This is a genomic window from Marinoscillum sp. MHG1-6 (genome assembly GCF_024714475.1).
Classification (GTDB): Bacteria; Bacteroidota; Bacteroidia; order Cytophagales; family Cyclobacteriaceae; genus JAMZMI01.
Genome location: NZ_JAMZMI010000005.1, coordinates 103,971 through 120,074 on the forward strand (window position 1 = coordinate 103,971; position 16,104 = coordinate 120,074).

Here is a 16,104-nt window from a genome sequence, read left to right on the forward strand (position 1 = left end):
TTAATTGCAGTATTTGTTTTTGATTGCTTCAGCCTCTTTAACATTGAGTGCCTGGGCCTTACGAATGTCTTCACATGCAGAAGCCTTCTTACCCTGATGCAGCTTTAATGCTCCTCTGTAAAGGTATGCTTCACCAAAATCAGAGTTGATCTTTAACGCAAGGGAATACGACTCCATCGCTCCGTCTACATAGCCTAGCTGATGCTTCGCTCTGGCTGCAAGGAAATGTGCCTGAGAGTTATTCTCATTAATATCAACGGCCTGCTCTGCCCATAAAACAGCTTTATTGTACAGAGATTTACTATAAAAGAGTTTAGCAAGACTCAATCTTGCATTGACATTCTTTTCATCCATCTGGATCACCGCCATGAAATCCTTCTCAGCAAGATCCGACATTTTTAACTCCTGATAAGCCCTTCCTCGGTTGTACAGCGTTTTTACGTCAGCCGCATTGGACTCCAAATACTGGCTATAGGCTTCAATTGCCGCCTTGTAGTTTCCTTTGGCAAAAAGGTCATCCCCCTTGTTAGTATCACCTCCACCACACGCTACACCTGCTACCATAACCCCTACTAGCAGTAAAATTTGAATAGATTTTAACATAGTTAATTGACCTTCTTATAAAATAAGGATGCAAATATAAATGCCAGAGCACTCTAAGGGGGTGCATCGCTCCGGATTTAACATTATTAAACAGAAACGTTGTTCTCTCTTAATGCATCATTAAGAGATGTCTTTTTATCGGTACTGGCCTTTCTTTGGCCAATAATTAACGCACATGGCACCTGATACTCCCCTGCAGGAAATTTTTTAGGGATCGTCCCCGGAATAACCACAGAACGCTCAGGGACATAACCTTTGTACTCTACAGGTTCCGGTCCGGTTACATCGATGATTTTAGAACTTGCGGTCAATACCACATTCGCACCAAGTACCGCTTCCTTACCTACTCGTACACCTTCAACCACCACACAACGCGATCCAACAAAAACATTATCCTCAATAATCACTGGTGCAGCCTGAATGGGCTCTAAAACACCACCAATACCCACTCCACCACTCAGGTGAACATTTTTCCCAATCTGCGCACAGCTACCCACAGTAGCCCAGGTATCCACCATGGTCCCTTCATCCACATAGGCACCAATATTTACATACGAAGGCATTAATACTGTACCTTTTGAAATGTATGCGCCATATCTCGCGATAGCATGAGGCACAACCCTTACACCTAATTGATCATAATTAGACTTCAACTTCATCTTGTCATGAAACTGAAAAGGACCTACCTCTATAAGTTGCATTTTCATCAATGGGAAATAGAGAATAACGGCTTTTTTCATCCATTCATTCACAACCCATCCATCTTCAGTTGGAGATGCAATACGTCTTTTACCTATATCCAGATCATCAATCAAGGTCTTGATTGCCACGGAAACTTCCTTTTCGTTAATGAGGGATCTATCTTCCCAGGCAGACTCAATAAGTTTTTGTAAATCCATATAGGTTTGTGTTTTCTGTCTATTTAATAGAGTGAAGGTAAAAAAAATATTTATTGCCAGTGTGCTTAAGCCCGTCGACGACGTCAGGCACTACCATAAGCTTGCTTGCTCCTTAGCGAAGGCAAAGAAATACCAAATATTCATTTTGGGAAAAGGAACACAGAAAAAATCCCCCGACAAAAGCATCACCTTCTATCCTACCGGAAACTTTAGCAGAAAAAGCATCCGCAGGCTATTGGTTCAAATTCATTTCTTATACAGGCTTATTCGCCTGCAGCCAACACTACTTATCATCTGTACTCCAGAGCTTCTACCTATCGCAGCAATCATGAAAGCATTCCTCGGGTTTCCCATCATCTATGATGTTCAGGAGAATTACGGTCGTAACATTAACCATCAGAAAGAATACACCTCTTTCAGTAAGTTTCTGCTCCGGCCACTAGCAGGCCTCCTAGAAAAACTTAGCACCAGTACAGTTGATCATTTCCTATTGGCGGAGCAAGCCTATCAGAAGGAATTAAAATTAGAACCTGATGAAACGACAATATTGGAGAACAAGTCGCTGCCTCCAATTCATGTTCCGACCTTTAAAGAATGGTCTAAATCTAAACCTCTGAAAATGCTGTTTAGTGGTTCGATCTCGGAATACTCAGGGGTATTAAATGCTATCGAATTATTCGATGCCATCAGCCAAATTCATAAGAAATCCGAGCTGCTCATTATCGGATCCTACCAGGATAGGAATTTGGCGAATCAACTTTTTGATTATGCCAATGGTTGTAAAGACATCACACTAAACATTCAGCATCATTCGGTTGACCATCAGTATATTTTGCAAGCCATTGAAGCATCAGATTTAGGAATCATCGGGTACCAGCCCAATGAAGTTAATGCATCCAGAATTCCCACCAAGCTGTTTGAATATTCAGGACATGGCTTACCATACTTACTTCATGATCACCCGTATTGGGTAAATCGAGCCAACGTTTTAGGTGGAGCCATTGTGGTAAATTTTGAAAACTTTGACCCGGCTGACCTGTTGGAAAGACTTGAAAATCTTCAATCATGGGAATTAAGCAGGAGCCATTGGACGCAGGAAGAGATCATTTTTAAGTCCTTAACTGAAAAACTAATCAATGCATATTAACTCATTGAAAAATAGCTATTTATATATCTCAAAAAATCACTCATTAAAAATATTTTTAGGTGAGACTAAAATTATATTTAGCTTTGAAGTGTTATGGAACTGAGTTTAGCGGAAGAAAATTACCTGAAATCTATCTATCACCTATCGGAAAATGGAGACACCGAAGTTTCGACTAATGCCATAGCCGAAGATCTTCAAACCAAGCCAGCCTCTGTAAGTGATATGATGCGCAAACTTTCAGATAAAGGTGTGATTGAATATCAGAAATATAAGGGAGTACATATTTCCGACAAGGGAAAGAAGATCGCTCTGAATGTGATTCGGAAGCATCGACTTTGGGAAGTTTTTCTATTGGAAAAGCTTGGGTTTCGATGGGACGAGGTTCATGATATTGCTGAGCAGTTGGAGCATATCAAGTCCCCCCTTCTCATTAAAAAGCTAGATGCCTTTTTGGGCTACCCGTCTGTCGATCCGCATGGTGATCCGATCCCAACTGAAAATGGAGAAATCAATATTCAGCCTCAGAAATCCTTAATGGAACTTAACGAAGGAGAGCTCGGTCAGGTAATCAATGTACCCGACAGCAATCCTGCACTTCTCCGTCACCTGGATCAAATCAAAATGAAACTTGGTTCGCTCGTCAAAGTCATAGAAAAGGTTGAGTTTGATGGATCTGTTTTGATCAGCATCGATAATCAATCTCCTATTTACTTGTCGGGCGCCATATCAGAAAACATTATGTTGAAATTGAAATGATTCCAAATCCGACCATAGCATTACTCATTTTCTCCATTCTGGTTCTGCTGATTTACCTCGGAATCAAAACGCGAGTTTGGAACAGGCGGACAAAGGCTCAGCGCTTAAAGGCTCAGGTAGAGGACGTGCTTAAGCAACTTTATCATGTCCAACACAGCAACAAAAAAGCAACCCTCAATGCCATGGCAGGAGCGCTTAAAATGTCTGACTCCAAATTAGTTTATCTGCTGGAACATATGGCAGGTCTGAATTTAATTCGGTTGAAAGGACAGCACATCTATCTTACCGAATCTGGTACGGATTACGCACTAAAGATCATTCGTGTCCACCGACTCTGGGAAAAATACCTTTCTGAAGAGACTGGTATAGATAAGTCCGAATGGCACCAACGTGCAGAAATGATGGAGCATAACCTAACAGCTGATCAGGCAGATGAGCTGTATCGATCTTTGGGAAGTCCCAGGTTTGACCCTCATGGCGACCCAATTCCGATGAAATCCGGGGAAATAATAGAGTCTTCCGCTACGCCTCTATCAGGAATACATCCGGGAAAATATGTCAGGATTACCCATATAGAGGACGAACCTGAAGTCATTTACAAGCAGATCATCAATGAAAAGCTTCACATTGACCAGCAATTAAAAGTGCTCTCATGTGATGATAATAAGACGAGATTTCTTTCGGAGGGCATCGAATATGAACTTTCTACTATCGTAGCTAGTAATATAAGCGTCAAGGAGCTCAATGATGAAGAAAGTTTTGAAGCTCAGGCTGTTCGGCTCAGCACTTTAAAAGAAGGAGAAAAAGCTAAAGTAGTGGGCATTTCAAAAGAATGCCGGGGAGCAAATAGAAGAAGGCTTCTGGACCTTGGTTTCATTAAAGGAACAACCATTGAAACAGGATTAGATGGTCCGATGGAAGAACCTAAAGCATATAGGATAAAAAACACCCTGATCGCTTTACGAAATGATCAGGCAGACTTAATACTTATAGAAAAAATTGCATCATGAAAGAAGTGAAGGAAACACCAATGGAGGCGTGCGAATCATGTGCATTCTATAACGCCGCACAGCTAAAGAAGCTGGGAGTGAATGTTGAGAACGCTGACTTTGTAGTCGCCCTTGCGGGCAATCCAAATACAGGAAAAAGTACGGTATTTAACGCACTCACAGGATTAAGACAACACACCGGAAACTGGGCCGGAAAAACGGTCACCAGAGCCGAAGGCGGCTTCTCTTACAATGAAAAGCGCTATAAACTTATAGACCTTCCGGGAACCTATTCCCTCCTCTCTACTTCTGAAGACGAGGAAGTTGCTCGAAATTTCATTCTATTCGGAAGACCGGACGTAACTGTGATTGTTGCAGATGCCTCACGACTTGAGCGAAACCTCAATCTGGTGCTACAGGTACTGGAGATCACTGATAAGGCTGTACTTTGTCTCAACCTGATGGATGAAGCCAAACGACACGGGATCAGCATTGATGATCGGACCCTAGCTAAAGATCTTGGAATTCCTGTGGTAGTAACCAGCGCAAGAAGTGGCGAAGGAATCCCTGAACTTATTAAGGTCATTGCTCAGGTTGCATCCGGTGAGATAGTCTGTAAACCGCATAAGATAAAGAATCTCAACTCCAAGGTGAGTGAAGCGGTAGAGGAACTCAGCAGTAAGTTATTGAAAGCATATCCAGGATTACCCAACAGCAGATGGGTGGCAATGAGGCTGCTGGATGGTGACCAAAGGATATTGAGTGCATTGAAGGAAGGAGAACTTGTCGCATAATATTATGAGTGACCAAAACAACCAAATAGACGATATCATCTCATTTGCCTCTTCCCTACGATGGAAAGTGGGTGATGATTTTCACGATAAGCTTACTGAAGCCATTTATTCAGATGCTGCGGTCATTACCAGTCGTGTAGAGACCAAAGGTGATGACGAAAAAAGCTACCATTTTGATCGGCTGCTGGACCGTATACTAACCAGTAGAAGATTCGGCTTTCTGATTATGGCATTGATTCTATCAGTGATCTTGTGGCTGACGATACAAGGTGCTAATTACCCCTCCAGTATGCTCAACACGCTACTATTGGAGCTCATCTACCCTACTCTTAAATCTGTTTCGGCAAGTATTGGTCTCCCGTGGTGGTTGGACGGGTTCTTGTTTGATGGTGTATACATGGCTGTTGCATGGGTAATTGCAGTGATGCTTCCACCGATGGCTATATTCTTCCCATTATTTACCTTATTGGAAGATTTCGGGTACCTCCCAAGAGTGGCTTTTAACCTGGATGGCCTATTCAAAAAAAGTGGTGCACATGGCAAACAGGCATTAACCATGAGTATGGGCTGGGGTTGCAATGCTGCAGGTGTTGTAGCTACCCGAATTATAGATAGTCCAAGGGAACGGTTGATTGCCATCATTACCAACAATTTTTCCCTGTGCAATGGTCGTTGGCCTACACAGATCCTTATCGCCACGATCTTCATCGGCGCCCTGGTACCATCCGGACTTTCAGGGACTATTTCCACCCTGGCAGTCATAGCCATAGCTTTTTTGGGGATTGTCTTTATGTTTTTGACCTCCTGGCTCCTTTCCAGGACCATGCTTAAGGGTGAGGTTTCGACATTTACCCTGGAGCTACCGCCCTACAGGCCACCACGTTTCTGGAAAACCATATACACTTCGCTCATTGACCGAACAATTATTGTGCTTTGGAGAGCCATCATCTTTGCTGCTCCCGCCGGAGCGGTTATCTGGCTAATCTCCAATATTGATATAGGAAGCACTTCAGTTGCTTCTCATGCGATCGAATTTCTAGACCCTTTTGGTATTCTAATTGGCCTTAATGGAGTGATTCTTCTGGCTTATGTCGTGGCAATTCCCGCCAATGAAATTGTCATACCGACAGTTTTAATGTTGACTGTGGCTCACTTTAATATCACCGGGTTTGGTGCGGGTGATGGGGTAATGTTTGAGTTGGATTCGGTCTCAGAAACTGAGAATATTCTGAAAACAGGAGGATGGACGCTCCTAACGGGGATCAACCTGATGCTTTTTAGTTTACTGCATAACCCTTGCAGCACAACGATCTTCACGATTTACAAGGAAACTAAAAGCTGGAAATGGACTTCTGTGGCAACGATTCTACCAGTAGTCTTTGGAGTGGTGGTGTGCTTCCTAATAGCACAATGCTGGCGTCTACTTTTTTAAGTAAACGCCAGTATTATATTGTTAATTACCGAAAACGTACCTTATGTTCAAACCAAAAAATCCGGCATGAAAGTCTGTGTTCTCTATAAGATAGAATGTAGGTCTCCAATCAGCACTTAATGAAACTGGAGCATTCGGAATCTTAAATGCCAAACCAATTTCACCTGCAACACCAAGTAAAACTACATTACCCAAATACAAAGAAGGCCCTACTCCCAAGTACCAATTCAAAGGAGCATCACCCAGCGGTCTGTAAATAAAATCATAAAGGGCGTCTATCCCTACGCCATTATTTCCGAAAGAAACGTCAGCATGTATCATGCTAAATTGACCGGCAGAAAACACGGCATCAAGAGCAACATCTCCTCCGGTTACATCTCCAAACCTGATACCAAGTTCCTGAGCTTGAGACAACTGCGTAAGTCCTAACACGAAGACAGATAAAATCAATAGCTTTTTCATAGTTGATTATGGTTAAGTAACATCTGTAAAACAAGGACAAATTGATCAATAATCCTTAAAAAGCCTATTGATTCTTTAAAAAAGCATTTGAGAAGACATCCGAACGATTTTCAAATTCTTTCCTTCTAATTTTGCCACATGAAGTTTGAAACTATCGTTGCATTAGCTACTCCAGCCGGAATCGGGGCTATCGGTGTTATCCGCGTATCCGGACCTGAAACCTTCACCATTGTCAATCGGGTATTTAAAGGAAAGGATATTAGCAAAGCAGCCTCTCATACCATACATTTCGGAACGATCCGCAACGGCGATCATATCATCGACGAGGTGCTTGTCTCACTATTTAGGGCTCCAAATTCTTTTACCAGGGAAGACGTCATTGAAATCAGTTGCCACGGCAGTAATTACATCATTCAGCAGCTCATCAATCTATTATTGAAAGAGGGTTGTCAGCTGGCTAAGCCGGGAGAATTTACCCAAAGAGCCTTTGTCAACGGACGATTTGACCTGGCACAGGCAGAGGCCGTGGCTGATCTCATTGCCGCAGAAAATGAATCTATGCATGACGCCGCCATGAGTCAAATGCGGGGGGGCTTTTCATTGGAGATTAAGCAGCTTAGGGAGAAGCTGGTACATTTCGCCAGTATGATTGAATTGGAACTCGACTTTTCCGAAGAGGACGTGGAATTCGCCAGCAGGGATGATCTGAAATCACTTATCTACGAACTCAAAAAAGTTATTTTCAAACTCACTGAAAGTTTTGCGCTTGGTAATGCCATCAAAAACGGAATTCCCACAGTTATTGCCGGAAAGCCCAATGCAGGCAAGTCTACCCTACTCAATGCCTTGCTTAATGAAGAAAAGGCTATCGTTTCAGATATTCCGGGGACCACACGTGATGTCATCGAGGATGTCATCAATGTAGATGGCATCGCCTTTCGCTTTGTAGACACCGCAGGTATCAGGACCACAGAGGATCATGTAGAGGCTATCGGGGTGGAACGAACACATGCACGAATGAAAGACGCCTCGGTCATCTTATATATGATCGATTTGAAAAGTGATAACCTTCATGACCTTGATACACAGTTGGAGTACCTGGAGGAACTGGGTGTCCCCTATCTCCTAATCGGGAATAAAATGGACCAGGCGCAACCTGAGCTGAAAACCAAATTAGAAGAGCACAAAGGCCTATTGATCTCCGCGAGCCAAAAGGAGAATCTCGAAAACCTGAAGGAGGCTTTGAAAACACTTGTCTCTTTAGACAGTTTCAAAACGGGTAATACGGTCGTCACCAACCTGCGTCACTATGAAAGTCTCAGACAGACTGATTTAGCACTTGATGATGTTCTGACTGGTATTGATAACCAGGTAACCAATGATTTTGTAGCGATGGATATCAGAAATGCACTACATCATCTCGGACTCATAACCGGTGAGATCACAACGGATGACCTGCTCGAAAACATATTTTCTAAGTTTTGTATCGGCAAATGACGCTTATCTTTTTCACGGAAGTAACTTCCTCGATAATGGGTATTTAATACATTGTTGAAAGATTTGACTTCACCAGGAATTATACCAAATGGTAAGATGTCGTGTCTGGAGACACTCATTTTCATCAGAAACTTTCAAGTCCACCTGCGGAAGACTTAAAAGAACGGGGGAAGCTAAGTTCATATCTTCAATTACAAACGTCATTTCTGTTCTACATTTTTTCTTTATAGGGAACATTCCCCTTTTCATAGATACTATAACTCCCGCTATCCGCTGTATCTTTTGCTGCTTTCCTTAAACCCCAAAGCAAAAGGATGCCACTACTATCGGGCCTATAAAACAACTTTTGGATTTTCATTTGACAATTCCCATTCTATTCTCAGCACGGAAGTAACTTACCCGATCGGCACATTAACCCAATTCCCTTCCGTGTCCGGAGACACTCATTTTCATTTTAACTTCCAAGTGTCCTGCGGAATACTTAGAAGAATAAGGGGCAAACCAAATAACCTAAACAACACGGTGAAAAGATCAATACCCCAATCAAATCTGGTGAAATTGAAGCTTACACTATAAATAATTCGAGAATGTACAAATATGCTTTAAAGTCGAAATCTGAGTAGCTTAATATTTATTCAGAAAGAAACTTAAATGTGTGGCTTGATTGAGCATATTTAAACTTTAGCTGCCCTTTAAGGGACTGAGTGTAGTTAACAAATTAACCTGTCAAGTTGATCCTTAATTAAACACACTCTATGCACCAACACCCTCAATTACTACTGACTCAATATCCCATCCGAAAAAATATCGTATGAAGGAAAATAATTATCCTTCCTCTCCTCTACCAATGCCTCGACAATATTATTGATGGCATGAATATTCCAGAACTGCTTTCCGAATACCTTCAACCCTCTCCTGGTCCCGGAAGAAATGGCTTCCGCAGAGATGTGATATTTCTCACATTGCTTAACCAATTGGAGTTGTTCACGACCACTCAATGACTTCTTGTCCCCATGACCACTTTGCTTTTCCATATCCACTTTCAGGGCCTCCAGTAAATCCAGAATTTTACTCCAACCCTGGTAACATTGCCATTTCTGTATCGGCGTAATATCCTTGGTGTTTCTACTGAATGGATTGTAGGTGATCGAATCAATGTTATCCGTTATCAAGTCAAGGTTCTTGGTAAGTCTGTACCCATTCTTAGAGTGAGAGTAGACAAGAGCCATATTTGCCTTCTTGTTGATAGCGACGAATTGGACACTTCCTGAAGCCCGAATAAACTTAAACTCAAATTCGGTTTCCAGCTGATTAATCTTGTACTTTTCCATTCGTCTCACCCAGGCATAACAGCCAGTTAATACCTTCAGCACATCCTCAGCTTTCCGTTGATCTCCTGATGAACCACCCCCCTTCCTATCTAAAGTCAGACTGACACCAAAGCCCTTACCCTTCCGGACAACCAGACAGTACTGAAAATCCCGGAAGTTAATCCGGTATTCCTTCGCATAATCTGACTCTTCACAGGTGATTATTGGATACATTAGCTAATTATATTAGTATTAATAATACAAAACTAAAATTATTAGCTTTTGATTTCATCGGTTAAGTGAATATTTTTATTACATGTGTGGCAGATACGGACAAACGATCCATAGTATAGAAAGCTGGTTAGATTACCGGGATATGGTACTAGAGGATGATGTTGAGTTTGAAGACAACTACAATGTCTCTCATAGCAATACAACGTTTATCCTTGGATATGATGAACTGGGTAAGATCAGGCAACTCAATGCCTCGTTTGGATATCGCCCCTATTACGGTTTTGAGCAGGATCCCAAAACAAAAGAACTTATCATTGACCCCGAGTCAGGATATCCGAAGTTCAATTATAAAAAAGCCAGAGCCAGCATCAATGCGCGAGCCGAGGGTAAATCCGGACGTGACAAGATCAATGAAGAAGATGACCCGGACTATGAAGGGCCATTTAACATTTTCAGAAACAGTGGCTTCAAATCAGATGCATTAAAACACCGGTGTTTGATACCCGTAGACTACTTCATTGAAGGCCCTGAAAAGGAAAGGTTAGACAAGCCATTCCTGATCGAGCGGCAGGATAAAAGACCATTTAGCCTGGGTGGTTTTTACTCTGACATTCTTGGCCAGAGATACATGGCTATTATCACTACTCCAGCAGCTAAACTACTTTATGAAGCAGTTGAACACCACAGGAGTCCATTGGTCATACCTGAAGAACTGGAAGGCTCCTGGCTAAACCCTGAAGCCTCTACCGATGAATTAGAATCAATGCTCAAACGATTTGATTCGGCGGAGTATCTAGCAATACCATTAGGGAAAGAAATCAAGGCTCCTAACAACACCAAAAAGCCAAACAATCATGCCCAATTGATCACACCCGCAGGAGAACCTATTCTTGGACACACCATTTAGCTTATGGAACCAGTTGTTTTAAGTCTTCCGCAGGGAGACTTAAAACTGCTCAATGATAACTAGTGTCTCCGACACGGTCAATATTATGCTATTAAACTAATGGAAAGTAAACCGACCTGACCAGCATAATCCCTTGCACTTGAATACAAATAGGCTTCTGGTTCTTCGACAAGTCTTGATTCTACAGGATTACGATGAATGTAATCTAATTTCTGTGTCATGAACTTGTTCGATAATAATTGTTCAGCATGGTTGTCCTGACGCCAAAACTGATAGTTGGAATTATTACTATTCTTCTTGCCAGCAGAATTAAATAGCCACAACATCCAGTTGCGCCTGCTCTCGTTTCGGTTTTCTTCAATAGATCTGATGATTTTTGAAGAAGTAAATTTCTTAAAATCCCGAACAATATCTGACAATTGTTCGACATGTTCTTTTCTTGATATGATTAGATGAATGTGGTTTGACATAATGACCCAGGCATGTATAACAAGTCCCTTTTTTTTGCTGACAATGCTTTAAACTATCAACGACCATTTGTCGATAATTATCCCGAGTAAATACGTCTATCCATTCCACTACTGTAAATGTTACAAAATAGTATCCTAACGGATCGTTAAATTTATAGGCTGACATACAGCGAAGATATGTAGTATTTCTATTGCCGTGTCAGAGACACTCGTTTTCATCAGAAACTTTCAAGTCCACCTGCGGAAGACTTAAAAGAACGGGGGTAACCATCCATTACAAGCCACACATAAAGAAAGTTACGGTTTAGAGCATTACCAACCTTGCTCCTTTCCGTGTCCGGAGACACTCGTAATCATTCAAGCTTCCAAGTGTCCTGAAGAACACTTCGAAGAACAGGTATACTCAACAAAAAGGTCCAAGCGAGACGCATTGAACCAGTTTTTGTTTTTTATAACCTTAGACCAGTGGGGGTGATTTCCTACTACTTGTTATTTATTGAATAACTGAAATCAGTCGTAACATCATCAACCTTCAAAATCTCTGATATTTTAAATAGATAAGCATCGTCGCATCCATATCCGTCAATTTTCTTTGGTTTTTTTGAAAAATAGCCCTGTACACTTATCTCTATTCTCTTTTTGGTTTCTGAAGGAAAAAACAATTGATAGTTGTCTTCTGTCTTTAGTGGTTCATCAAAAACAGGCAGTACTATTATTTCAATTGAATCATATGAAAGCACTGAATAATGAATATTAACTTCTTCACATTCTTGTAGTTTGTTATACATACTGATTTCCGACAAATTCGTCTCATACTCTTCTTGAATACAAGCGGTGGTCAACAAGCCGCATAAAAAGCAGCTATATATATTAATCTGCAATAAATCCTTTATAGAAAGGATAACTTTTGTCTGACGCATTCTTATTGATCGATCTGATATTTTTGATACTATAAATCTCACTGTCCTTTTGAAAATTCCGTAGGTCCGATGTTCCATAATATTTCTCAGCAATTCCTCTTAATCTATTAATCCTGCTCTCTGTTAAGTATTTTCCATCATTAAGATTATTTGTAGTAAATAATGTATTTACTTCACCCAAAAATGTTTGAAGTTCCGATGAAATATCTGCAGATCCATCCAAGTTCGAACCAAATATTAATCCTAGTTCATTTGAAAAAAGGTCTTCAGGCGAGAAGGCACTAGTTCTTCCCGCAGGTCTTGGATCTTCTGATTGGTTGAATTCTTCGTTCACATAAGCCATACGAACTGCAAAATCAGGATAATCTTGTGCCAGATTAGCCATCTTAAAAAAATGAGCTACATCTAATGGCAAACCTGCGTTAACATATTTTCCGAATGATTTATTATAGCTAAAACCTTCATTTCCTCCAACGCTGTTAACAATTTGATTCGTGGCTCTAAAGTCAGTATCGAATATTCTTATCAAAGCGTGGTTTTTATTTTCATAAGTGCCGTGTCGACCATATCGTTTTCGATGAGACAAATCTGAAGCTGCCCCTTGCCATTGCTGGAATATCACCATGAAAGAAGAAATTCCGGTTGTTTTATCTCCTGAAACATATTCTCCATTTGGATCAATGTAATTCACCGGATTATTTAAGGTATAATTGTACGGTGACCATGCTTGATATGTCTCAGCTTTGGGATCCACACTCAACCATACACTCGTTTTCGCCTCATAATACCTGGCCCCATAATAGTACAATCCCGTTTCCTCATCCAGCCCCCCCCCTGCATCCTGGCTCCTCCCTAAATATGTCCACCGGACATTTTCTTGACGGTCGACCCTCATTGAACTTATACGGCATGCCATTCTTATTACTATGCTCTTCTACGAACGTTTGCCTCATTTACTTTTAATTTTATCGGTATTCGGCGAATGCTTTGCATTTCACCAAAAGCAAAGTACTCTAGGTGTTGATACACTTCTCCTGTGATATAGCTCGTAGAACCAAGATGATCGGGGGCTAGGTATACTCAACAAAAAGGTCCAAGCTACAAGCTTGAACCAGTTTTTGTTTTATTATTTCTGACTCCTTGGACCAGTGGGGAGGGCATTGCCAAAATACAGACTATCAAGCAATGATGAATTACCTATAAATGAAATATCATCCCTTATTCTTGGACTGTTTGTTAATGGAATAATAGTTTCCCCTTTCACGAGTGCAATATTTGAAAATGTGTTTTTTTTGTTAAGATCAGCCAAGTAATATTTCCCTCGGAAAAAGTAATATATTGACCCTAATTTATCTAAGGGATTAATAGAAAAATCTATTTTATAATAATTCTCTGACGAATTATCTTTTAGAGAGCTTTTCCATATAGAAAGTATTGGTTCGTCATACAATGAACTGTAAAAAAAATCTGGATCTTGATAATCTGTGCCCTTCACAATTAAAATCGAGTCAATTAATCTACTATCCCTACCATCAAAGTCATAAAATATGGCCTTTTCGGACTTATAATTAACCACCACACCATTATTTAAAAAATTATAATGATAAACAGAGTCATATGATATACTGTATAGCCTTTTTTTGTTCTTGAGATCACAAAAAATCAAATCCTTTCTTGGGTAATTGTACTCAACAAAAGCCATAATGGAATCATTGAATTTAGAAACTCTAGAATCCATTAATTCACTTGTAGAATCCTTCAATGCAAATAATACATCCTGTTTTGCGGATTTTATTTCAAAATCATTCAAATCCACTTTGTATAGGTCTGAGGGCGCACCTAAGTGCAGACTTTTTGCTAATTCTCCACGCTTAGAAGTGAAATAAATACAATTTTTTAATAGACATAAAGTAGGGCTCTCATCATAATATCTATCATAATTTAGGCGAACCTTCTTTTTGGTTATCAAATCCAACATTACGATATCAGAAAATGGGGGTTCAAGTAATGTGTTTTTGCCTACAGATTCTGTGAATAACAATTTCGGATTATCATTTACAAAATAATTCTTATCTAAGTTTTCTAATTTATAGCGAATTACTTGCCTATATACCTCATGATAAAACGTAATTCCCAATACTATAACGGATAAGAAAAATATGGCGATTAATCTGTTTTTTTCGAAATGATACCAATTCATGCTTTGCTTATTCCAAGTTGTCAATCTGCTTTCTTAATCCATCTTTAATTTTCTGAAAATCATTAGAAACCTCGCTCTCAATAGCACTTTTAAGTTCCTTTTCTGAAAATTTATCCCCTTTAAAACTTTTTATCACATCATCTTTAATGCTTTGATAATAATTACTATTTACATCAATTGTAACACCAGTTGATGTCATATTCACGCCATCCTTATTCTTAGCAAATTCATGCCCTGCAAATGCCTCCAGCGCCAATTCCCCACTGGCAGGGTCTTCTTTTAGTAATGTTGCTAAAGTGAATAAGTTTTCTCTAAGATGATTGGAAACATTCAATACCTGCTTTCCAAGCTTAGGAACATCTTTTGCAGACTTTAATACCCCTATTCCGAATAAAGAAAGACCTGCGCTTATAAGGTCACCCGCCCCCCCAAATTCTACTGATGGATCCTGAGTACTAACAATACCTTTTATCCCTAATGAGGTTAATGTACCAATATAAGGAGCAGAGCTTGTTAAAGAAACCGCATTTGAAAACTGGGGAGTATAGATATTAATTCTTAAAACAGTTTTTAATTTTTTTGAATTTCTTCCCACAGAGACATGCTTCACAAAAAACCTACCATTGGGATCAACGTGATTGGATGGATTATTCCCAACAAAAACAAAGGATGATAAATTAGGGTATTTTTCTGTATCGGGATCCACACTCAGCCAAACACTCGTCTTTGCCTCATAATACCTGGCTCCATAGTAGTACAACCCCGTCTCTTCATCCAACTCTTTACCATTGAACAGGTATGGCATGCCATTCTTGTTACTATGCTCTTCTACAAAGGTCTCACCAAAAGCAAAGTATTCCAAATGCTGGTATACCTCTCCGGTGATATCAGTAATATAGCTCGTAGATCCAAGATGATCAGGGTGATAGTAATACTGTAAGTTTTCAGCTTCATTGCCGGAATCTTTTACTTGTCCCGGAGGCACCTTACCACTCTTACCTGCCGTAAACACCATACCATCATCCCCTACCCATTTAAGGTTCTTAACTATGGCCTGCTCCAGTTCTTTCCTTTTCGTATAATAGTCAATGGCATCTACACCCGCTTTGCCCTGGGATACTTTATCCTGTCCGCCGCCAAGCTTTGATACGATGCGTTGTCCCTCTATATAGTAGTGTTTGGTATATCCCCCGGACTGAAGCACCATATAAGGATTTACATAAACAGTGTAGTTACCCACACTTCCCGAAGCTGACTCCTTTTCTCCATTGATAAATACTGCCTGACCTATACTTTTCGCCTTGATCACCCTTTCACCGGAAGCATCATAGATATAATGATTGACATTGCCATCATCATATATGGCCCGTATCCTGTTTTCTTCGTCCCACATGATCCGGCGCTCCTGACCAGACTAGGCGTCCCCCTCAGGTCATGTGTCCAGCCACTCTGATTACCGCTTTTTTCATATCAACTTATAAAAG

16 protein-coding genes are annotated in these 16,104 nt (G+C 40.5%); 7 read left to right on the top strand and 9 right to left on the bottom strand.

Annotated elements, in window-relative coordinates:
• Together NXR94_RS12665 and NXR94_RS12670 are read right to left on the bottom strand one after the other, a co-directional pair.
• Complete coding sequence (locus NXR94_RS12665; protein WP_258105017.1) at positions 1 to 603, bottom strand: lipopolysaccharide assembly protein LapB; 603 nt, start codon at positions 601 to 603, stop codon at positions 1 to 3.
• A gap of 86 nt (positions 604 to 689) precedes the next feature.
• Positions 690 to 1,502, bottom strand: coding sequence for a 2,3,4,5-tetrahydropyridine-2,6-dicarboxylate N-succinyltransferase (locus tag NXR94_RS12670; RefSeq protein WP_258105018.1), 813 nt, complete (start codon positions 1,500 to 1,502; stop codon positions 690 to 692).
• 31 nt (positions 1,503 to 1,533) lie between these two features.
• Between NXR94_RS12670 and NXR94_RS12675 the strand changes: the two genes are divergently transcribed.
• From NXR94_RS12675 to NXR94_RS12695, 5 genes are all read left to right on the top strand, one after another.
• Positions 1,534 to 2,649 carry a hypothetical protein gene (locus NXR94_RS12675; protein ID WP_258105019.1) on the top strand — a complete coding sequence of 372 codons (1,116 nt, stop codon included), beginning with the start codon at positions 1,534 to 1,536 and terminating at the stop codon, positions 2,647 to 2,649.
• A gap of 93 nt (positions 2,650 to 2,742) precedes the next feature.
• Positions 2,743 to 3,405 (top strand): metal-dependent transcriptional regulator, encoded by a 663-nt coding sequence (locus tag NXR94_RS12680; RefSeq protein WP_258105020.1) that lies wholly within the window; start codon positions 2,743 to 2,745, stop codon positions 3,403 to 3,405.
• Complete coding sequence (locus NXR94_RS12685; RefSeq protein ID WP_258105021.1) at positions 3,402 to 4,415, top strand: metal-dependent transcriptional regulator; 1,014 nt, start codon at positions 3,402 to 3,404, stop codon at positions 4,413 to 4,415. Before NXR94_RS12680 ends, NXR94_RS12685 begins: the two co-directional genes overlap by 4 nt.
• Positions 4,412 to 5,188: a FeoB small GTPase domain-containing protein gene (locus NXR94_RS12690; protein WP_258105022.1), complete on the top strand. Its 777-nt coding sequence runs from the start codon at positions 4,412 to 4,414 to the stop codon at positions 5,186 to 5,188. Before NXR94_RS12685 ends, NXR94_RS12690 begins: the two co-directional genes overlap by 4 nt.
• 4 nt (positions 5,189 to 5,192) lie before the next feature.
• Complete coding sequence (locus NXR94_RS12695) at positions 5,193 to 6,620, top strand: nucleoside recognition domain-containing protein (RefSeq protein ID WP_258105023.1); 1,428 nt, start codon at positions 5,193 to 5,195, stop codon at positions 6,618 to 6,620.
• Between the two features lie 21 nt (positions 6,621 to 6,641).
• On the opposite strand, the gene NXR94_RS12700 is transcribed toward NXR94_RS12695, so the two are convergent.
• On the bottom strand, positions 6,642 to 7,082 hold the full coding sequence (locus NXR94_RS12700; RefSeq protein ID WP_258105024.1) for an outer membrane insertion C- signal: 441 nt from the start codon (positions 7,080 to 7,082) through the stop codon (positions 6,642 to 6,644).
• A gap of 138 nt (positions 7,083 to 7,220) precedes the next feature.
• On the opposite strand from NXR94_RS12700, the gene mnmE reads away from it, so the two are divergent.
• Positions 7,221 to 8,579: a tRNA uridine-5-carboxymethylaminomethyl(34) synthesis GTPase MnmE gene (gene mnmE / locus NXR94_RS12705; protein ID WP_258105025.1), complete on the top strand. Its 1,359-nt coding sequence runs from the start codon at positions 7,221 to 7,223 to the stop codon at positions 8,577 to 8,579.
• A gap of 776 nt (positions 8,580 to 9,355) precedes the next feature.
• Here mnmE and NXR94_RS12710 read toward each other — a convergent pair.
• Entirely contained in the window at positions 9,356 to 10,123 is a 768-nt protein-coding gene (locus NXR94_RS12710) for a hypothetical protein (RefSeq protein ID WP_258105026.1), read from the bottom strand.
• A gap of 82 nt (positions 10,124 to 10,205) precedes the next feature.
• Here NXR94_RS12710 and NXR94_RS12715 point away from each other — a divergent pair, with 82 nt between their 5' ends.
• Positions 10,206 to 11,030, top strand: a complete 825-nt coding sequence (locus NXR94_RS12715; protein ID WP_258105027.1) for an SOS response-associated peptidase — start codon at positions 10,206 to 10,208, stop codon at positions 11,028 to 11,030.
• An 83-nt stretch (positions 11,031 to 11,113) separates the two neighbouring features.
• On the opposite strand, the gene NXR94_RS12720 is transcribed toward NXR94_RS12715, so the two are convergent.
• From NXR94_RS12720 to NXR94_RS12740, 5 genes are all read right to left on the bottom strand, one after another.
• Positions 11,114 to 11,500 carry a hypothetical protein gene (locus NXR94_RS12720; protein ID WP_308706270.1) on the bottom strand — a complete coding sequence of 129 codons (387 nt, stop codon included), beginning with the start codon at positions 11,498 to 11,500 and terminating at the stop codon, positions 11,114 to 11,116.
• 482 nt (positions 11,501 to 11,982) lie between these two features.
• Positions 11,983 to 12,288 (bottom strand): hypothetical protein, encoded by a 306-nt coding sequence (locus NXR94_RS12725; RefSeq protein ID WP_258105028.1) that lies wholly within the window; start codon positions 12,286 to 12,288, stop codon positions 11,983 to 11,985.
• Positions 12,289 to 12,370: 82 nt separating this feature from the next.
• Positions 12,371 to 13,315 (bottom strand): RHS repeat-associated core domain-containing protein, encoded by a 945-nt coding sequence (locus NXR94_RS12730; protein ID WP_258105029.1) that lies wholly within the window; start codon positions 13,313 to 13,315, stop codon positions 12,371 to 12,373.
• A 231-nt stretch (positions 13,316 to 13,546) separates the two neighbouring features.
• Positions 13,547 to 14,620: a hypothetical protein gene (locus tag NXR94_RS12735; RefSeq protein ID WP_258105030.1), complete on the bottom strand. Its 1,074-nt coding sequence runs from the start codon at positions 14,618 to 14,620 to the stop codon at positions 13,547 to 13,549.
• Between the two features lie 7 nt (positions 14,621 to 14,627).
• Positions 14,628 to 16,013, bottom strand: a complete 1,386-nt coding sequence (locus NXR94_RS12740) for an RHS repeat domain-containing protein (RefSeq protein WP_258105031.1) — start codon at positions 16,011 to 16,013, stop codon at positions 14,628 to 14,630.
• Positions 16,014 to 16,104: the final 91 nt, after the last annotated feature.